A 19206-nucleotide genomic window follows, 5' to 3' on the forward strand; every position below is an offset into this window, starting at 1 on the left:
GAGTGATGAGCCAGAACGTATTCCAGTTTATAGACGTGCAACGTGTCGATCCGCCCAAAAAGGCCATCGGCACCCGTAAAATCGAGTTTGTGGAGATCTACGAGCCGTTCTCCGACAGCCAGGCCCAGATGCAGGCCGATCGCTGCCTGGATTGCGGCAATCCCTACTGCGAGTGGAAGTGCCCGGTACACAACTACATTCCCAACTGGCTGAAACTGGCCAACGAGGGGCGCATCATGGAAGCGGCGGATCTGTGTCACCAGACCAACAGCCTGCCCGAGGTGTGCGGCCGGGTCTGCCCCCAGGACAGGTTGTGCGAAGGCTCCTGCACCCTCAACGATCAGTTCGGTGCCGTGACCATCGGCAACATCGAAAAGTACATCACCGACAAGGCGTTCGAGATGGGCTGGCGCCCGGACATGTCCCAGGTGGTGAAGACCGACAAGAAGGTCGCCATCATCGGTGCCGGCCCCGCCGGCCTGGCCTGCGCCGACATCCTGGTGCGCAACGGCGTCACCCCTGTGGTGTTCGACCGCTACCAGGAAATCGGCGGCCTGCTGACCTTCGGTATTCCCGCCTTCAAGCTGGAAAAAACCGTAATGAGCCGTCGCCGTGACATCTTCACCGAAATGGGTGTGGAATTCCGTCTCGGCACCGAAGTGGGCAAGGACGTGTCCTTCCAGAACCTGGTGGACGACTACGATGCCGTCTTCCTGGCCGTGGGTACTTACAAGTACCTGCGCGGCGGCCTGGCCAACGAAGACGCCGACGGCGTGTTCGACGCCCTGCCCTTCCTGATCTCCAATGCCAACCGGCTGCTGGGTTTCGAGAAGCAGGCGTCCGACTACATCGACATGACCGGCAAGAAGGTGGTGGTACTGGGTGGCGGCGACACCGCCATGGACTGTGTGCGCACCTCCATCCGCCAGGGAGCCGAGCACGTGGTCTGTGCCTATCGCCGGGACGAAGCCAACATGCCCGGCTCCCGCCGCGAGGTGCAGAACGCCCGGGAAGAAGGGGTGAACTTCATGTTCAACCTGCAGCCCACCGGTATCCGGGTGGGCGACAACGGCAAGGTCACCGGCGTGGAAGTGGTCACCACCCAGTTGGGCGAGCCCGACGCCAACGGCCGCCGCCGCCCCGAGGCCGTGCCCGGCTCCGAGCAGGTGCTGCCGGCCGATGCGGTAATCATGGCCTTTGGCTTCCAGCCCCATGAGCAGCCCTGGCTGAAGGAATATGGCATCGAGGCCGACCAGTGGGGCCGCATCATCGCCCCCGAGCAGGCCGAGTTTGCCTTCCAGACCAGCAACCCGCGCATCTTCGCCGGCGGCGATGCCGTGCGCGGCTCCGACCTGGTGGTCACCGCCATCGCCGAAGGCCGCAAGGCCGCCGAGGGCATCATGGACTATCTCGGCGTGTAAGCCTGACCGGCTTCCTGTGCAAAGGCCGCTCATCGAGCGGCCTTTTTGTTTTAACTGTCGGTTGAGTCATGCAAATACGTCGGCCAAAGGGCACTGCTTCTCCGGCTCGCCGTAGACCCATCCCTGGGGGCTCCGTCGCGCCATCCTTGGCGCAAAGGGCACGCCGAAGCAAACACCCTTTGCCCTCCTTGTTTACCACCGAGCTGTCTGAAGTTATTTGCTGGCAACACTGGAGTTACCTGAAGCAACAGCAGGGATTGCCGGAGCCGACCGTCAAATGCCAGGGATGGCATTTGCCTAGCGTCCCAAGGATGGGCTCGAAGCGTGTCGGCGCAGGCAACCCTGCTGGTGCTTCGCAATACGAACCCAACAGACGATTTTCAACCCTGTGCAATCGGCCTTTTTCCTTGATGGTGTTACACTTGCGACCATCATTTTTGCGGAACTCAGTGTTATGACTATCGGAATTATCGGGGCCATGGAGCAGGAAGTGGCCGAGCTGCGCGCCCAGCTGGAAAACGCTACCACCACCACCGTGGGCGGATGTGAATTCTACCAGGGCACCCTTGCCGGCAAGGAGGTGGTGATCACCCGTTCCGGCATCGGCAAGGTCGCCGCCAGCGTGGCCACCACCCTGCTGCTGGAGCGCTTCAGCCCCAATTGCGTGATCAACACCGGCTCCGCCGGCGGCTTTGATCCGGCCCTGCGCGTGGGTGACGTGGTGGTGTCCAGCGAAGTACGCTTCCACGATGTGGACGTCACCGCCTTCGGCTACGAAATGGGGCAGATGGCCCAACAACCGGCCGCCTTCACCGCCGATCCGGCGCTGATCGAGCTGGCCCGTGCCTGCCTGGCCGAGCAGCAGGACATCCGCTCGGCGGTGGGCCTGATCTGCACCGGCGATCAATTTATGCACCGCCAGGATCAACTGCAAAAAGCCGTGGCCGATTTTCCGGCCATGAAGGCCTGCGAAATGGAGGCCGCGGCCATCGCCCAGGTATGCCACCAGTTTCAGGTTCCCTTTGTGGTGGTACGAGCCCTGTCGGACATCGCCGGCAAGGAGCAGGCCGAATCCTTTGACGCCTTTCTGGAGGTGGCCGCCCGCCATTCCTCGGCCATGGTACTAGCCATGGTGGCACAGCGACAGGACTAATCCCCATGCCCGCCCTGCTGGAACACCCGCTGACCCTGCTGAGCCTGGCCCTGTTGCTCAGCCTGGTCATGCCGGCCCAGCGCCTGCCGCCACTGCTGGTGACCGGCCTGCAGCGGCTTGGCCGGCGCCTCAACCGGCCCGCTTACTCCCCGGGCTACCTGACGGTAGCGGGGGGAGCCCTGTTGCTGTGTCTGTGGCTGCCGCTGGTGTCCGCCTGGTGGGCCCTGGCCACCCTGGCGCCCTGGCCGGCCCTGCTCGATGTATTGCTGCTGTGGGCCGGTCTCGACCTGGGCCGGCTCGGCCGGGCGCTGCCCCTGTGCCTGCGCCAGATCCCGCAGCAACGCCACCTGGCCCGGCTGACACTGGCCCCCCTGTGTCTGCGCCAGACCGACCCCTTATCCGAACTGGGCCTGCGCAAGGCCCTGGCGGAGACAGCCCTGCTGCGCCTGGCCGGAGACTTCACCCTCGCCTGCTGGTATCTGGCGGGCGGGGCTTACGCGGCGCTGGGGGTTATCCTGCTGCGGGCCACTGCCCAGGCCTGGCCGCGCAAGCTGGTGGACTGGCGCCATTTCGGGGCCCTGCCTTCGGCCCTGTACCGGGCCCTGGCCTGGCTGCCCTTTCATCTGCTGGCGCTGACCCTGCTGATTTATCCCGGCTCCTTGCGTGCCCTGCGCGCCTGGCCCAAGGGCGGGCTCTGGGCCTTCCCCGCCGCCGGACGGCTGCTGGCGGTGGCCGGCGGCGGACTGGGGGCCGGGCTGGGTGGCCCGCGCCGCTATACCGCCGGCACCGATTATTATCCCAAGCTGGGCGGAACTGCACCCCTGGGCCAGGCCGAGGTCGCGGCCCTGCTCCGGCGCCTGGTGCTGGCATTGCTGTTCTGGCTTTCCCTGGCCTGGACCCTGACCCTGGTGCCCCTGCTCCATGGTTAGGGTGCTCGGTATTCTGCTGCTGCTGGCGGCCAATCACGCCTGCGCCAGGCCCGAGCGCATTGTCAGCCTGTCGCCCCACATCACCGAAATGCTGTTTGCCATCGGAGCCGGCGAGCAGGTCGTCGCCACCGACGAGGCCAGCGACTATCCGGCCCGGGTGGCATCGCTGCCCAAGGTGGCCAACTACCGTTCGCTCAACCTGGAGCGGATACTGGCGTTGCAGCCGGACCTGGTGGTGGCCTGGCGCAGCGCCCAGTCCCTGCAGGTGGCGCCGCTGGAGCAACTGGGCATTCGCGTTGTCTATTCGGAGCCCAGGCGGCTGCATGACCTGGCTGACGAGCTGGAATACCTGGGCCGCCTTACCGGTCAGGAACACCAGGCCAGCCAGGTGGCGGCCCACTATCGCCGGGAACTGGACCAGCTTGCCCGGCAATACCGGGACGCGGCTGCGGTATCGGTGTTTTACCAGCTCGGCGAGTCGCCGCTGATGTCGGTCAACGGCGATACCTGGATGGGGCAGGCGGTTCGCCTGTGCGGGGGCGAGAACATCACCGAACACAGCCTGTCACCCTATCCGCAGATCGACCCCGAATTCGTGCTGGCACAAAACCCCGGGGTGATACTGGCGGAAAACCGGGCGCAGCTGCGCCGCTGGCTGGATTGGCCCGAGCTGAAAGCGGTGCAGAAGCGCCAGCTGTTCACCATAGATGCGGACAGCCTGCACCGTTTTACCCCACGTACTCCGGCGGGCATTGCCACCCTGTGCCGGCAACTCGAACTCGCCCGCTAGCCGATTGTGTTCCACCGGGCCCCTCTATACAATGGCGCCCCTTTTGTCTTGAGGTAGAAACAAGTGCCCCTGCTGGTTGAGTCCGTGTTCTACTGGAGTGATTTGTTCGGCACCGCCGTATTCGCCTTTTCCGGCGTACTGGTGGCGGGCCGTTTGCGCATGGACGGCTTTGGCGTCATCGTGCTGGCGGCGGTGACCGCCATCGGTGGCGGTACCATACGGGATCTGATCATCGGCGCCGAACAGGTGTTCTGGGTCGGCAACCCCGTCTATCTGTGGGTCATCCTGGCCACCGCCCTGATCGGCCAATACCTGGCCCGGCTGCCGCGACGCCTGCCCTGGTACATATTGCCCCTGGCCGACGCCTTCGGGTTGGCACTGTTTACCGTGATCGGCGCCGAGAAGGCGCTCAATCACGGCACCTCTGGCATGGTAGCAGTAGTGATGGGGGTCATCACCGGCGTCGCCGGCGGCATGATCCGGGACGTACTGGCCCGGGAAGTGCCCATGGTGCTGCAACGGGAAATCTATGCCACTGCCTGCATCCTGGGTGGCGTGCTCTATACCGGCGCCCTGGCCCTGGGCCTGCCTGCCCTGCTGGCCACGGCACTCGGCATGCTGGGCACCTTTGTACTGCGCATCGCGGCCATTCGCTGGCACCTGTCGCTGCCCGCCTTTTCGCTGACCCGGTGAGGATGCTCGGCTGAAATAATCGCGCGAAGCATCAGCGGGTTACCTTCGCCGCTCGGTTGCACTAACCGCACAAAAAAGGCAGCGCATGTGAGCTGCCCTTTGGCATGGGTCGGTGGTCAGGCTCAGGCTACTGTGACTTTGGCGAACTTGCGCTTGCCCACCTGGTATACCGCCTGGCCGGGCTGCACCACAAGCTTGCCGTCGTCCAGCTTGTCGCCGTCCACCTTGACCGCCCCCTGCCTGATCATCCGCAGCGCTTCCGAGGTGGAATCCACCAGGCCGGCGTCCTTCAGCAGGTTGGCAATGGCAATGCCCTCCCCCCCCGCCTGCAGGGTCACCTCGGGCAGATCGTCGGGAATGGCGTTTTTCTGGAAGCGCAGCACAAAGTCCTGGTGCGCCTGCTCGGCCGCCGCCTCGCTGTGATAGCGGGTGATGATCTCCTTGGCCAGCAGGATCTTGATGTCCCGCGGGTTGGCGCCCTCAGCCACCTGTTGCCGGAGTGTGGCCAACTGGTCCAGGCTGCGACGGGACAGCAGTTCAAAGTAACGCCACATCAGCTCATCGGACAGGGACATGATTTTGCCGAACATTTCGCCCGGCGCTTCGTCCACGCCAATGTAGTTGCCGGCGGACTTGGACATTTTCTTGACACCATCGAGGCCTTCCAGCAACGGCATGGTCAGCACCACCTGGGGCGGCTGGCCGGCATCCTTTTGCAGCTCGCGGCCCATCAGCAGGTTGAACTTCTGATCGGTTCCCCCCAGCTCCACGTCCGCCTTCAGCGCCACCGAATCATAGCCCTGCAGCAGCGGATACATGAATTCGTGGATGGCGATGGACTGGCCCGAACTGTAGCGTTTTTTAAAGTCGTCCCGCTCCAGCATGCGCGCTACGGTCAGCTTGGAGGCCAGCTTGATCATGCCGGTGGCGCCCAGTTCGCCCAACCAGCTGGAGTTGTAGACGATCTGGGTCTTGTGCGGATCCAGTACCTTGAACGCCTGCTCGGCGTAGGTCTTGGCGTTGTCCGCCACCTGCTCAGGGGTCAGCGGCGGCCGGGTTCTGTTTTTGCCGGAAGGATCGCCCACCTGGGCGGTAAAATCGCCGATCAGCAGCAAAACCTCATGGCCCAGATCCTGAAACTGGCGCAGCTTGTTGAGAATCACGGTGTGGCCCAGATGGATATCGGGGGCGGTGGGATCCATGCCCAGTTTGACCCGCAGCGGGCGCCCTTCCTTCAGTTTGGCAACCAGCTCTTCTTCAACCAGTATCTCTTCGGCACCGCGTTTGATCTCCGCTAATGCCGCTTCCAGCTGGGACATGGCTTCTATACTCCTGTGCTGTGAACGTAGACGACCTAAACAGATAAGGAGGGCATATTACTGGAATGGCGGATAAATTGGAAAGGCTGTAAAATCCTGACAGTATTCAGGGAAGAGCCCAAGATGCCCGTGATCAGACTATTCAAGATACTGCCCCGCGGCCACAGGATTGCCATCGGTACGCTCAGCGCGGCCATGGGACTGTTGCTGCTGGCCCCGACCGAGTCGGCCCTGGCCAGCCGGGATCAGGCGGCCGCCAGCACCTCGCAACGCCTCGACCTGGCGCTGGAGGTCAAGGACAAGCCCGTGACCGAAGACGCCGCCGCGGCCCGCGAACTGGTCGTGCAGGTCAAGCCCGGCGATACCCTGTCCTCCATTTTTGCCCGTCAGGGCCTGCCTTCCACCCTGCTGCACGACATCAGCCGGCTCGGTGGCGAGGCCGATGCCCTGAAAAGGATCCATCCCGGTGACCGCCTCACCCTGGCACTCGATCACCAGGGCGGCCTGCGCGCGCTAAGCTATCCGCTGGACGCCGCCCGCACCCTGGAAATCCGCCACCGCCAGGACGGACTCGAAAGCCGTATCCACAGTGCCGAACTGGAAAACCGCCATCGTTTTGCCCAGGCCGAGGTCAGTTCCAACTTCTGGAGCGCCGGCGTAGGAGCTGGACTCAATCCTGGCCAGATACTGGGACTGGCCGCCATGTTTGCCTGGGACCTGGATTTTGCCCTCGATATCCGCGCCGGCGATCGCTTTTCCGTGCTTTATGAAGAGAGCTACAAAGACGGTATCCGCGTCGCCACCGGCAACATTCTCGCCGCCGAATTCATCAACCAGGGCAAGGTTTACCGGGCCGTGCGCCACGAGGATGGCAATTACTACTCGCCCGAAGGCCGGGCCATGCGCAAGAGCTTCCTGCGGGCGCCGGTAAACTTCAGCCACATCAGCTCCAACTTCAATCCCCGCCGGCTGCACCCGGTGACCGGCCAGGTCAAGGCCCACAGGGGAATCGACTATGCCGCCCGCACCGGTACTCCCGTGGTGGCGGCCGGCGGCGGCGTAGTGGTGGAGTCGGGCTACAGCCAGTTCAACGGCAACTATGTGGTGATCCGCCACGACGGCACCTACCTCACCAAATACCTGCACCTGCACCAGCGCATGGTCAAGAAAGGGGAAAAGGTGAAGCAGGAGCAGCAAATCGGCACCGTCGGCGCCACCGGCCGGGTAACCGGCCCCCACCTGCACTACGAATTCCTGGTCAACGGTGTGCACCAGGATCCCAAGACCGTCAAACTGCCCCAGGCGGCCATACTGTCCCGGGAGGAACTGGCCCGCTTCCGGCCCAAGGCGGAACGGCTGCTGGCCCAGCTCGACAGGATCAGCGAGGTGATGCTGGCCAGCAACTGAGGCCGGCCTAGCGCTCAGGCGGGAGTGAAACCGTCCAGCCCCGCGAGGCACAGGCGCCACTGGCGGGCCTGCTGCTCCGGCTCGGCATAGGGCTGTGCCGGGTGGCGGCCCCAGACCGGGCCAGGCCAGGCATCGTCGGTGGTAAAGCGCGCCAGATGATGCAGGTGCAGCTGGGGCACCATGTTGCCCAGTGCCGCCACATTAATCTTGTCGGGGGAAAGCGTCCGCTCCAGCAGCCCGGCCAGGGCGCAGGACTCACGCATCAGCTGCAATTGATCCTTTTCCTCCAGCCAGTGGATTTCCCGGATGCCGGGTCGCCGGGGCACCAGGATCAGCCAGGGATAACGCCCATCCTTCGCCAGCAGCACACGGCACAGGGGCAGATCACCCAGCACCAGGCAGTCTTCCGCCAGCCGGGGATGGAGCGCAAACCCGGACTCACTCATGACTGACCGCCGCAGTGCTGCCTCAGGTAGGCGATGATGTCCATCGATTCATACAGCCAGTAGTAGTGCCCCGGCTCCTGCTCGATGCGCAGGCAAGGCACCATGCGCTGGCCACCGCCGGCCAGCAGCGCCTGCAGGTGCTCGGGCTCATTGGTGTCGTACTCGGTGATCTCCAGCCCCAGCTCGGCAATGACCGCCTTGACCCGCTGGCAATAGGGGCACCAGGCCCTCTGGTACAGGGCCAGGCGCTCACAGCTGTCCACCGCCGGAGCGGATGCGTCGGGCTTGTCGGCGCCCTTGAGCCAATCAAACATGGACATAGCCGCCTCAGATGCTCAGATGCTGAAAGATGAGCCGCAACCACAGGTGCTGGTGGCGTTGGGATTGGTGACCAGGAAGCGGGAGCCTTCCAGACCGTCGACATAATCGACGGTCCCGCCCACCAGGTATTGCAGGCTCATGGCGTCGATCACCATAATGACACCGTTTTTCTCGATCACGGTATCACCGTCGTTGCTTTTTTCATCGAAGGTGAAGCCATACTGGAAGCCGGAACAACCACCACCGGTGATGTAAACCCTGAGCTTGAGTTCGGGATTTTCTTCCTCGGCGATCAGGGCCTTGACCTTGTTGGCGGCCGCATCGCTCATCTGGATCGGCAAGGGGGTTGCTTCGCTCATCACTACCTCTTGTGGTTGGTCATCGGCCGAAATTATCCAATACCCGAGTAAACAGTTCAAGTATTGTCCGGACCCGGCCAGTTCAGGCTCAGGGTGCGCCGCCCGCCGCCGGACAGCTCCAGCAACAGTTCCAGCCTCTGGCCACGGGCCCCCGGCGGCAGCCGCAAGGTGCCGGACAGCATCTGGAAATGCCGGAAATCCAGGCTAAAGGGCGCTACGCCGAGCTGTTCGGCATCCAGGGTCACCGTCTGATCACCAGACAGGGCCCGCACCTGCAGCCTGGCCTGGCCGCGGATCCGGCCGGCCCTATCGCCCGGCTGCAGCAGCACCAGCCGAAAGCCGAACAGCTCGGCCTGCTCCTGGGCAACGATGGCCTCCTGTACCAGCATCAACTCGGGCCCCTGGTCCGGCGCCAGCACCTGGCGGTAAAGAGCCAATTGCTGGGCCTGTTCGGCCAGTTGCCTGGCCTGCTGTTCCAGTTGCGCCAGCTGGCTGCTTTCGGCACTCAACAATGCCTGCAGTTCCAGCTTTAGCGTCAACAGTTCCTGGCGGCTTCGCTCCGTCTGTGCCAGCGCCTGTTCGGCGCGCTCCTGCTGTTGCTGATAATGCAATCCCAGATAGGCCAGCACCGCCAGCAGGACGGCATTCGCCACCAGTGACATCCTAAGCCCCATGGTCCCTTTCATCATCCGCCTCCCCTAAAGAGCGCGCATTGTGCCAAAGCCCCCGGACCGGCGCCAGCACGGTCATTCTCGCCCGCCGCGGATTTTGTTATAGTCGGGACACCCTGGCCGCCAGTGCCTCTCTGACCCTGAATACCAAAGGATGACCCATGTCCAAGTCTGATGATCTGTTTACCCAGGCCCGCCGCTTCATCCCCGGCGGCGTCAACTCTCCCGTGCGCGCCTTCAACGGTGTGGGCGGCACGCCCCGCTTTATCGAACGGGCCGACGGCGCCTACCTCTATGATGTGGACGGCAAGGCCTACGTCGATTACATCGGCTCCTGGGGCCCCATGATCCTGGGCCACAACGCCCCCGTTGTGCGCGAAGCGGTAATGGAAGCGGTGTCCCGCGGCCTGAGCTACGGCGCCCCCACCGGCGTGGAAGTGACCATGGCCGAAATGGTCAACCGGCTGGTGCCTTCCATGGAGCAGGTGCGCATGGTCAACTCCGGCACCGAAGCCACCATGAGCGCCATCCGCCTGGCCCGGGGCTTTACCGGCCGTGACAAAATCCTCAAGTTCGAGGGCTGCTATCACGGCCACGCCGACTGCCTGCTGGTCAAGGCCGGTTCCGGTGCCCTCACCCTGGGCCAGCCCAACTCCCCGGGCGTGCCCGCCGATTTCGCCAAGCACACCCTGACCGCCACCTTCAATGACCTGGAGTCGGTCAAGACCGCCTTTGAAGCCGCTCCCGCCGACATCGCCTGCATCATAGTGGAGCCGGTGGCCGGCAACATGAACTGCATTCCGCCCGTCCCCGGTTTCCTCGAAGGCCTGCGCGCCCTGTGCGACCAGTACGGCGCCCTGCTGATTTTCGATGAAGTGATGTGCGGTTTCCGCGCCGCCCTGGGCGGTGCCCAGCAGCGCTACGGGGTCAAGCCGGATTTGACCACCCTGGGCAAGATCATCGGCGGCGGCATGCCGGTAGGCGCCTTCGGTGGCCGGCGCGAGGTGATGGAGCACCTGGCGCCCACCGGCCCCGTCTACCAGGCCGGCACCCTGTCCGGTAACCCGGTGGCCATGGCCGCCGGCCTGGCCACCCTCAACGCCATCAGCCAGCCCGGTGTTTACGAAGCCCTGGAACAGAAAACCAGGACCCTGGTGGACGGCCTGCAGGCCGCCGCCGACAAGCATGGCATCCCCTTCACCACCACCCGGGTTGGCGCCATGTTCGGCTTCTTCTTTACCGACGAGCAAGCCATCAGCCGCTATGACCAGGTCACCCGCTGTGATCTGGACGCCTTCAAGCGCTTCTTCCACCTGATGCTGGAAGAGGGCGTCTACCTGGCGCCCAGCGCCTTCGAGGCGGGTTTCATGTCGCTGGCCCACGGCGACGGCGAACTGGCCCACACCCTGGCCGCGGCCGACCGCGCCTTCGCCGCCCTCAAGGGCTGACCCTAACGGCCCAGGCTGTCCGACTCCGGCCGCTGGATCTCCACCAGCGGCCCTTCCAGCAATTCCACACTGTTGCCATCCGGATCCAGAATAAACACATAGCGGGCGCAGGTCTGTCCCTTGACCGGCGACGGCTTGTCCACCAGCATGCCGGCCCCGTGCAAGGCATTGAGCGCCCGGTCGAGATCGTCTACCTGGAGTGCAAAATGTCTCAGCCCCAGACGGAAACCGTGGGCCCAGGGAGGCATGGCGGAGAGTTCGGGATCGTCTACCGGACGGAAGCAATAGAGTTCAAGCAGCGCCTGGCCCAGGCGCAGATGGCAGATCTGCAGCTGGCCCTCATCATCCTGCCAGCGATAGGCAGGGACGAAGCCCAGCCCCCGGTAAAATCCCTCTGCGGTATCCAGCTCCCGGACACTGATAGTCACGTGATGAAAAGCGAACATGGCGGGCTCCTCCGTCTCCATATTGTTCAGCATATACGGAGACGGAGGCTTTCACCGCTCAGCGGGCGAAATTGAAGATGTCGCGCAGCCAGTCACTGACCGGCTGCTCCTGGGAAGGTTGGGTCGGGCGAGACGGGGTGGCCGGACGGCAGTCCCGCACCGCAGGCAACGAGGCGGCCCGGGCCGGCAGCAGCCGGGTCTGCTCACAGCGGGGATCCGCGGGCTGGCCGTCGCGCAGAGCAAAATTCACCTGATCAATGCCGGCAGGCGGAGCCAGCTCCAGCGAGTCCACTCCCCGGCCGTCCAGATAACGGCTATACAGCCGCAGGGCGCCGCTGGCACCGGTCAGGCCGGTCACGCCGTTGTCGTCGCGGCCAACCCAGACGCTGACCAGCTCTTCGTTATCCAGCCCCGCATACCAGGTGTCGCGCAGATCGTTGGTGGTGCCGGTCTTGCCCGCCATGACCCGGTTGGGAAAACGGGCAGCCAGATGGGCCGCTGTACCGCCGCCCACGGCCCGGGTCATGGCATAGAGGGCCAAGTAGCCCGCCTCCGGCTCCAACACCTGGGTGGCCCGGGCGCTGTGCTGGTAGATAAGCTCGCCCTGCTCATCCTGAATGGCGCGGATCGAGGTCAGCGGCTGGTACAGCCCCTGGTTGGCCAGGGTCAGATAAAGCTGATTGACCTCCAGCGGCGACAGCTCCAAAGTACCCAGCAGCAGCGAAGGATAGGCCTGGATCGGCTGCTGTACTCCCATCCGCCTGAGGCCCTCCACGACCTTGTCCAGGCCCAGTGCCATGCCCAGGTTGACGGTCGGCACGTTGAGCGACTTGGCCAGGGCGTCCACCAGCATGACCTGGCCACGGAACTGGCGGTCATAGTTGTTGGGCCGCCACACCTGGCCCGCATCGCTGCGCAGGGCAATGGGCTCGTCCTTGATCGGGGAAGCCAGGGTATAGCCATGAGCCAAGGCCTCGGCAAACACCGGCGGCTTGATCAGGGAGCCGATAGGGCGGCGAGCGGCCAGGGCCCGGTTGAAACCGGCAAAGCTGGGGTCGGCCCCACCGACCACGGCGCTCACCTCCCCCTTGCGCCAGTTGGAGACGACCACCGCCGCTTCCAGGTCATTGCGCTTGGTGTTGGCCCTGAGCTGCTTGATCTGCTCAATCACCGCCTGCTCGGCGGTATGCTGGGCGATAGGATCAAGACTGCTGAAAATCTTGAGACCGTTCTGGCGCAGAAAGTCATCGCCGAAACGCTCACGCAATTCCTGGCGCAGCAGCCCCATAAAGGCCGGGGTACGGCCATACCCCATGCGACCGCGCTCAATCAGCCCCAGTGCCCGGCTGCTGGACTGCTCGTAGGTGTCCCGGTCGATGTGGCCTTCGTTGGCCAGCAGGCGCAGAACCAGATCGCGCCGTTCCCTGGCCCGTTCCGGATTACGCCAGGGATCGTAGAAGGAAGGTCCCTTCACCAGCCCCACCAGCAGGGCAATCTGATCCGGGTTGAGTTCGTTCAGGGGCAGGCCGAAATAGAAATAGCTGGCCAGGCCAAAGCCGTAGACACCCTGGGCACCGTTCTGGCCCAGGTAAACCTCGTTAAGGTAGGCCTCGAGGATTTCATCCTTGCCGTAACGGAAATCGATGATCAGCGCCATATAGGCTTCCTGCACCTTGCGCCACAAGCTGCGATCCTGGGTCAGGAAGAAGTTCTTGGCCAACTGCTGGGTCAGGGTACTGCCGCCCTGCACGGTGCGGCCGGCCTTGATGTTGACCACCAGGGCGCGCAGGATCGCCAGCGGCGACACCCCGTCGTGGCGGTAAAAATCCCTGTCCTCCACCGTCAGCAGCGTGGTCACCAGCAGCTCGGGCACCTGATCGAGGCGCACCAGCAAACGGTCTTCCCGCTGTTCCACATTGAGCCGGTCGAGCAGCACCGGATCCATGCGGGCATAACCCAGCTCCCGGCCGTTGGCCGGATTTTGCATTCGCGCCAGGCGCTGGCCGTCGAAGGTCAGCAGGATGGAGCGGGCGGCCTCGGCGCCGTCGGCGAAATTGAAGGGCCGGCGGTGAATCTCGATGCGATTGTTGGCCACGGCGTACTCGCCGGGCCGGTCGGGGCTGGCCACCTTGCGGTAGTTGAGCAGCTGCAACTCCCGCAGCATCTGCTGGTAAGACAGCTTCTGCCCCGGGAACAGCTCCAGCGGCCGGCTGTAGACCAGCGCCGGCAAGGCCCATTTTTGGCCCTCGAAACGGGCTCGGACCTGGCTGTCCAGATAGATGCCGAATACCCCGATCAGCACGGCACACACCAGACCGAGCTTGAACACCAGCCCCCACCAGGAGCGGCGCTGTTTAACGGGTTTTTTGCGAGACCTGGAGGTCCGGGTTTGTTTTGCCATAATCAGTGCTTCATCTGCCTCTTGGTATGTCGGGTCGGCGCCGTATTGGCGGGATCGTCCGGCCATACATGCTTGGGATAGCGTCCCTTCATCTCTTTTTTCACGTCCTGGTAGGAACCGGCCCAAAACGCCGCCAGATCCCGGGTTACCTGCAGAGGCCGGCGGGCCGGCGACAACAGCTCCAGCACCAGCGCCACCCGGCCATGCGCCAGCTCGGGCGTGCCCGACTGGCCGAACATCTCCTGCAACCGCACCGGCAGCACAGGATCGTCCCCCTCCCGATAGCGGATATCGGCACGGGTTCCGGTGGCCAGTTCAATCCGGGCGGGTAGCAGGGTATCCAGCATTTGCTGCCGTTGCCAGTCCAGTCTGCCGCGCAGCAGCGCACTCCAGTCCAGCCGGGCCAGCTCGTCCCAGCGGCCAAGCCCGTGCAGACGGGGCAACAACCAGTCTTCCGCCTGCGCCAGCCATTCCGCTTCATCACAGGGGGAAAAGCCGCAGTCGGCCAGTTTTTGTCCGGCAAGCTTCAGCCGCAGCCATAGTTGCCGGGCCGCCTCATCCAGCGGCAGGCTGTCCCAGCCCCGCCGGCGGATTTCCTGCAGCAGGCAATGTGCCCGCTGCTCCGGACTCACCTCTGCCAGGGGTATCCGTTGCAGCACCAGGCTGCCGAAGCACCATTGCCGCTCGGCCCTCACCCGGTTGGCGTCATCGTCCCACTGCAGTTGCTCCCGCTCACTGAAGCGCCCGGGCAGGTATTGCCGCAGCGCTTCCAGCGTGATCGGCTCCGCCGCCTGGATCACGACGCCCCGCTCGCCCCGGCCCAGGGCCGCCACCGCCAGCATGGGCTTGCCGGCCAGGGGGCTGGCCTGGGGCAGGTCGGCGCTCAGTCCGCCAGCCAGCGCATAGCGGCCCTGCTGGCGCAACAGCCCCACCCACTCCGGTCGGGCATTGGCCAGCAGCAGCCCCAGGTAATGGCCCACGGGCTCCGCCGGCGTCATCTCGAGACGCTGAAACCAGCGCCGGGCCGAGGCGGCCAGCCGGCTCCGGGCAGCCAGCACCTGGCCCGACAGGGGGCCCTCGCCGAAACGCCCTTCCTCTACCAGCGCCGCCAGCCAGACGGCATCGGCCAGGGCGCCTTCCCGGCCCTGCCCTTGCCAGTCGGCGGCAGTGAGCAGCAACTGCCCCAGCCAGGGCTCGGTGCCCAGCCGCCACACCCGCCGGCCAAGGGGAGTGAGCTGGCTGCCGTGCAGCAGCCCCAGCTCCGCCAACTGTCGCCGGGCCGCGGCCAGCAGCGGCGCCGGCGGTGATGTCAGCAACGGCAGTTGTTCCGGCTCGGCGCCCCAGGCGGCACATTCCAGCACGAAGGCGGCCAGGCAGCTCTGCTCGATTTCCGCCGCCCGCCGGGGCGCCAGCCGCTCCTGTTGTTCCCGGCTCCACAACCGCAGGCAGACACCAGGCCCCAGCCGGCCGGCCCGGCCGGCCCGCTGGGTGGCCGAGGCCTGGCCTATCTGCCGGCTCAGCAGCCGGGTGATGCCGGCCTCGGGATCGAACTGGGCCTGGCGCTCCAGGCCCGAATCCACCACTATGCCGATACCGTCTATGGTCAGCGAGGTCTCCGCCACATTGGTGGCCAGCACCACCTTGCGCCGGCCGCTCGCCGCCGGAGCTATCGCCGCCTGCTGCTCGGCCAGGGTAAGCCGGCCATAAAGAGGGCGGAGCTCGGTATCGCCGGGCACCCGGTCGAGCAGCCAGTCGTGGGCGGCGCGAATTTCCCGCTCGCCGGGCAGGAAGGCCAGTACGCTGCCTTCGTGGCCGGAGAGGGCGGCGAGCACCGCCCGCCCCAGGCACTCATCGAGCCGGCTGTGCTGGTTGCGCGGCAGGTACTCGATGCTCACCGGAAAGGCACGCCCGGCGCTGCGCACGATGGCGGCATCGGGCAGCAGTTGCTCCAGCGCCAGCCCTTCGAGGGTGGCGGACATCACCAGTATGCGCAGATCTTCGCGCAGGGCCTGGCACTCCAGGGCGAAGGCCAGGGCCAAATCCGCCTGCAGGCTGCGCTCGTGGAATTCATCGAAAATCAGCAGGGACACACCGGCCAGTTCGGGATCCGCCTGCAGCATCCGGGTCAGCACCCCCTCGGTCACCACTTCCAGCCGGGTAGATTTGCCGATCCGGCTCTCGCCGCGCATGCGATAGCCGACCCGGCCGCCCGGCGCCTCGCCCAGTTGCCGGGCCAGGTATTGGGCTATGGTGCGGGCCGCCAGCCGGCGCGGCTCCAGCATGATGATGCGGCCGGTGATCTCCGGACGCTCCAGCAGCCACAGGGGCAGCCAGGTGGACTTGCCGGCACCGGGCGGCGCTTCGAGGATGATACGGGAGGACGCCAGCGCCTGCTGCAGCCGGGGCAGGGCTTCGGTTATGGGTAGCTGGTTCACGCTGTTACCTGAGGACGGTTAAACCGTTATATTGTGCCAAAAGCCCAGCAAAAGGACTATGCCGATGGCAAGCGACGACAACCGGCTGTTTTTGGCCTTTCCCGCCAGGGAGCTGGCTTCGCCCCTGGCTCGGTTGCAGGACAGGCTCAGCCTGCCCGGACGACGCATCCCCGCCGCCCAACTGCACCTGACCCTGCTGTTTATCGGCCGGCTCGGGCACGACGACCGGGCGGCCTTGCTGCGCAGGCTGGCGAGGATGCCCATGCCCGGCTTCGAACTCGTCCTCGACCGGCTGGGCTGTTTCCCCCGCGCCGGCGTGGTCTGGGCCGGACCCTCGGCACCGCCAGCCGTACTGATGACGCTGGCCGGGGCAGTGGAACTGGCCTGCCGCACCCTGGGGCAGCCCAGGCCACACCGGGCCTATCGTCCCCATATCACCCTGTTTCGCCACTGCACCACCGACACCCTGCCCCCGATGTCGCCCCTGGTTTACCGGCCACGGGAACTCTGCCTGTACCATTCGGAACTCACCGCCGAAGGGCCGCTTTACCACTGCCTGCAACGCTGGCCGCTCACGGACTGAACGGCAGCGGCACCGCCAGTTGCATCCCCTCGGGAGAAATGTCGGCACGCCAGGCCAGGCATTCCACGCCGGCCGCCAGGGCCTCGTCCAGCAGCCTGCCGTAGGCCGGATCCAGGTGCCGGGCGGGAGCAACCCGCTCGATGCCGGTATGCAACACGCAAAACAGCAGCACCGCCCTGTGTCCGGCCCGGGCTTGGACCATCAGCTCGCGCACGTGCTTTTGCGCCCGCAGGCTCTGGGTGTCGGGAAAATAACCCTGGCCCCCCGGGGCCAGCAGGGTCACGCTTTTCACCTCCACATAGCAATCGGGGGCACCGCCCTGGCTCAGCAAGAAGTCGATACGGCTACCTTCCTCGCCGTAGCGGACCTCGGCCCGGTGCCGGCGGTAACCGGCCAGTTCGGGGATCAGGCCTTGCTCCAGCGCCTCGGCCGCCAGCTGGTTGGCCCGGATGGTGTTGACACAAATAAAGTCGCCCCCCGGATTGCGGCTCAACTCCCAGGTATGGGCGTACTTTCGCCTGGGGTTGTCGGAGGTGGAATAATAGACCTCCCAGCCGGGCTCGCCACAGGCGGTCATGCGTCCGGTATTGGGGCAATGCAGGGTGAGGTGGTGATCACCGGCCTGAACGTCGGCCAGGAAGCGCTGGTAGCGGCGGATCAGCCGGCCCCGGCGCAAGCAAGAGGAAAACTGCACAATTCTACCTATAGTTCCTAAAATGAAGGGAGATGGTAACCGGTCGGCAGAGCCCGACTCCACTCTTGAAAAGCGCACCGACCGCCCTCATCTGATGGGCTCGGCCATGCCCGGCGAGCCGGCGCAGGATGGAGGGGCGGCCGCAAAAGCAGGCGATTTCTGATTTAAGGGAGCCATTCCCCAGAAATCACACGGCAAAATTGCCTTGTTAACATGCTTTCTGCTATAGATAGCCGCTTCTCAAATTTGGTTGGCGCAATATTGCTTTTTAGGAGATACGGAATGCCAGCAGTCGAAACCAAAAAATCTCTCGGTATTCTGGCTATTGCCGGTGTTGAGCCCTACCAGGCGAAGCCCGACGAAGAATACATGAACGAAGCGCAGAAAACGCACTTCCGCAAGATTCTGGGCGCCTGGCGCAATCAATTGCGCGAAGAAGTGGACCGCACCGTGGGCCACATGAAGGACGAAGCCGCCAACTTCCCCGATCCGGTGGACAGGGCCGCCCAGGAAGAAGAATTCGCCCTCGAGCTGCGGGCCCGGGATCGGGAGCGCAAGCTGATCAAGAAAATCGAAAAGACCCTGCAAAAAATCGAGGACGACGATTTCGGTTATTGCGAACACTGCGGCGTGGAAATCGGTATCCGCCGGCTGGAAGCCCGCCCCACTGCCGATCTGTGCATCGACTGCAAAACCCTGGCCGAGATCAAGGAAAAACAGATGGCCGGTTACTGAACCGGCCCCCTCGTCATGAACCACACCGCGCCCGACCGCTATATTGGGCGCTTTGCTCCCTCTCCCAGCGGTCCCCTCCATTTTGGTTCCCTTATCGCCGCCCTCGGCAGCTACCTCAGGGCCAGCGCTTGCCGTGGCCAGTGGCGGGTGCGCATCGAGGATCTGGACCCGCCCCGGGAAGTCCCCGGCGCCGCCGACGACATACTGCGTACCCTGGAAGTCTTTGGCCTGCACTGGGACGGCGATGTGGTCTATCAAAGCCGGCGTCATGGCCGCTACCAGGAGGTGCTGGATGACTGGGCGGCCCGGGGGCTGACCTATTACTGCCACTGCCCGCGCCGGCGTATTGCCGAGACCGGCGGTTTTTACGACGGCCATTGCCGCCGGCTCAAGCTGGGCGCCGACGGCGCAGCGGTGCGCCTGCGCATGGCGCGGCCGGTGTACGGCTTCGAGGATTGCCTGCAGGGCCGGATCACAGTGCCCGCGGCCCTGGCGGAAGAAGACTTTATCGTGCGCCGGCGCGACGGCCTTTACGCCTACAACCTGGCCGTGGTGATCGACGATTGGGACGCGGGAGTGACGGAAGTGGTGCGCGGCGCCGACCTGCTCGAACCCACGGTACGCCAGATAGCCCTCTACCACCTGCTCGGCGCCCCCGAGCCGGGCTGGCTGCACCTGCCCCTGGCCACTTATGGCGGCCACAAGCTGTCCAAGCAGAACCATGCCCCGGCCCTGGACAAGCATCGTCCGGGCCGGGCCCTGTGGCAGGCCCTGGCCTTTCTCGGCCAACATCCGCCCACCGTACTGTTTGGTGCCGGTGCCACCGAGCTGCTGGCCTGGGCCAGGTCGCACTGGTGTCTCGAACAGGTGCCCAAAGGCCCTCATATTGCGTTGCCCTGCGCGGATAGTTCGCATTTAGAACGCCCTGCGCTATCATAGGGCGCCCATTTTTCTT

General features: G+C 64.8%; 19 protein-coding genes. 10 read left to right on the forward strand and 9 right to left on the reverse strand.

Annotation, left to right across the window (positions count from 1 at the left end; genetic code table 11):
* Positions 1-5 precede the first annotated feature (5 nt).
* The 5 genes from C7I36_RS09940 (at position 6) to C7I36_RS09960 (ending at position 4986) form a co-directional block, all read left to right on the forward strand.
* Positions 6-1421, forward strand: a complete 1416-nt coding sequence (locus C7I36_RS09940; RefSeq protein ID WP_106453571.1) for an FAD-dependent oxidoreductase — start codon at positions 6-8, stop codon at positions 1419-1421.
* Between the two features lie 454 nt (positions 1422-1875).
* On the forward strand, positions 1876-2574 hold the full coding sequence (mtnN, locus tag C7I36_RS09945; protein WP_106453572.1) for a 5'-methylthioadenosine/S-adenosylhomocysteine nucleosidase: 699 nt from the start codon (positions 1876-1878) through the stop codon (positions 2572-2574).
* A 5-nt stretch (positions 2575-2579) separates the two neighbouring features.
* Positions 2580-3503 (forward strand): cobalamin biosynthesis protein, encoded by a 924-nt coding sequence (locus C7I36_RS09950; protein WP_106453573.1) that lies wholly within the window; start codon positions 2580-2582, stop codon positions 3501-3503.
* Positions 3496-4293 carry a cobalamin-binding protein gene (locus tag C7I36_RS09955; protein WP_106453574.1) on the forward strand — a complete coding sequence of 266 codons (798 nt, stop codon included), beginning with the start codon at positions 3496-3498 and terminating at the stop codon, positions 4291-4293. Before C7I36_RS09950 ends, C7I36_RS09955 begins: the two co-directional genes overlap by 8 nt.
* 63 nt (positions 4294-4356) lie before the next feature.
* Complete coding sequence (locus C7I36_RS09960; RefSeq protein ID WP_106453575.1) at positions 4357-4986, forward strand: trimeric intracellular cation channel family protein; 630 nt, start codon at positions 4357-4359, stop codon at positions 4984-4986.
* A gap of 122 nt (positions 4987-5108) precedes the next feature.
* Here C7I36_RS09960 and tyrS read toward each other — a convergent pair whose 3' ends face one another.
* Entirely contained in the window at positions 5109-6305 is a 1197-nt protein-coding gene (tyrS, locus tag C7I36_RS09965) for a tyrosine--tRNA ligase (RefSeq protein ID WP_106453576.1), read from the reverse strand.
* Between the two features lie 123 nt (positions 6306-6428).
* Here tyrS and C7I36_RS09970 point away from each other — a divergent pair, with 123 nt between their 5' ends.
* Positions 6429-7712: a peptidoglycan DD-metalloendopeptidase family protein gene (locus tag C7I36_RS09970; protein ID WP_106453577.1), complete on the forward strand. Its 1284-nt coding sequence runs from the start codon at positions 6429-6431 to the stop codon at positions 7710-7712.
* A 14-nt stretch (positions 7713-7726) separates the two neighbouring features.
* Here C7I36_RS09970 and C7I36_RS09975 read toward each other — a convergent pair whose 3' ends face one another.
* Genes C7I36_RS09975 through C7I36_RS09990 form a run of 4 tightly spaced genes read right to left on the reverse strand, consistent with a single transcriptional unit; the run spans position 7727 to position 9491 of the window.
* On the reverse strand, positions 7727-8158 hold the full coding sequence (locus C7I36_RS09975; RefSeq protein ID WP_106453578.1) for an HIT domain-containing protein: 432 nt from the start codon (positions 8156-8158) through the stop codon (positions 7727-7729).
* Positions 8155-8478, reverse strand: coding sequence for a glutaredoxin family protein (locus C7I36_RS09980; RefSeq protein ID WP_106453579.1), 324 nt, complete (start codon positions 8476-8478; stop codon positions 8155-8157). Before C7I36_RS09980 ends, C7I36_RS09975 begins: the two co-directional genes overlap by 4 nt.
* A gap of 15 nt (positions 8479-8493) precedes the next feature.
* Positions 8494-8838, reverse strand: a complete 345-nt coding sequence (gene erpA / locus C7I36_RS09985) for an iron-sulfur cluster insertion protein ErpA (RefSeq protein ID WP_106453580.1) — start codon at positions 8836-8838, stop codon at positions 8494-8496.
* A gap of 56 nt (positions 8839-8894) precedes the next feature.
* Positions 8895-9491: a DUF6776 family protein gene (locus C7I36_RS09990; protein WP_219899636.1), complete on the reverse strand. Its 597-nt coding sequence runs from the start codon at positions 9489-9491 to the stop codon at positions 8895-8897.
* Between the two features lie 179 nt (positions 9492-9670).
* On the opposite strand from C7I36_RS09990, the gene hemL reads away from it, so the two are divergent.
* Entirely contained in the window at positions 9671-10957 is a 1287-nt protein-coding gene (gene hemL, locus C7I36_RS09995) for a glutamate-1-semialdehyde 2,1-aminomutase (protein WP_106453582.1), read from the forward strand.
* 2 nt (positions 10958-10959) lie between these two features.
* On the opposite strand, the gene C7I36_RS10000 is transcribed toward hemL, so the two are convergent.
* The 3 genes from C7I36_RS10000 to hrpB are packed head-to-tail and all read right to left on the reverse strand — an operon-like array spanning position 10960 to position 16239.
* Entirely contained in the window at positions 10960-11403 is a 444-nt protein-coding gene (locus C7I36_RS10000; protein ID WP_106453583.1) for a VOC family protein, read from the reverse strand.
* Between the two features lie 58 nt (positions 11404-11461).
* Entirely contained in the window at positions 11462-13804 is a 2343-nt protein-coding gene (gene mrcB, locus C7I36_RS10005) for a penicillin-binding protein 1B (protein ID WP_106453584.1), read from the reverse strand.
* A gap of 2 nt (positions 13805-13806) precedes the next feature.
* On the reverse strand, positions 13807-16239 hold the full coding sequence (hrpB, locus tag C7I36_RS10010) for an ATP-dependent helicase HrpB (protein ID WP_106453585.1): 2433 nt from the start codon (positions 16237-16239) through the stop codon (positions 13807-13809).
* Between the two features lie 64 nt (positions 16240-16303).
* Here hrpB and thpR point away from each other — a divergent pair, with 64 nt between their 5' ends.
* Positions 16304-16822 (forward strand): RNA 2',3'-cyclic phosphodiesterase, encoded by a 519-nt coding sequence (gene thpR / locus C7I36_RS10015; RefSeq protein WP_106453586.1) that lies wholly within the window; start codon positions 16304-16306, stop codon positions 16820-16822.
* Here thpR and sfsA read toward each other — a convergent pair.
* Positions 16812-17516 carry a DNA/RNA nuclease SfsA gene (gene sfsA, locus C7I36_RS10020; protein ID WP_106453587.1) on the reverse strand — a complete coding sequence of 235 codons (705 nt, stop codon included), beginning with the start codon at positions 17514-17516 and terminating at the stop codon, positions 16812-16814. The genes thpR and sfsA overlap by 11 nt on opposite strands.
* Before the next feature lie 282 nt (positions 17517-17798).
* Here sfsA and dksA point away from each other — a divergent pair, with 282 nt between their 5' ends.
* Together dksA and gluQRS are read left to right on the forward strand one after the other, a co-directional pair.
* Positions 17799-18251, forward strand: a complete 453-nt coding sequence (gene dksA, locus C7I36_RS10025; RefSeq protein WP_094039516.1) for an RNA polymerase-binding protein DksA — start codon at positions 17799-17801, stop codon at positions 18249-18251.
* Positions 18252-18266: 15 nt separating this feature from the next.
* Positions 18267-19190: a tRNA glutamyl-Q(34) synthetase GluQRS gene (gluQRS, locus tag C7I36_RS10030; protein WP_106453588.1), complete on the forward strand. Its 924-nt coding sequence runs from the start codon at positions 18267-18269 to the stop codon at positions 19188-19190.
* The last annotated feature ends 16 nt before the right edge of the window (positions 19191-19206 follow it).

Origin of the sequence: Zobellella taiwanensis, assembly GCF_003012795.1 — a bacterium.
Taxonomy (GTDB): Bacteria; Pseudomonadota; Gammaproteobacteria; order Enterobacterales; family Aeromonadaceae; genus Oceanimonas; species Oceanimonas taiwanensis.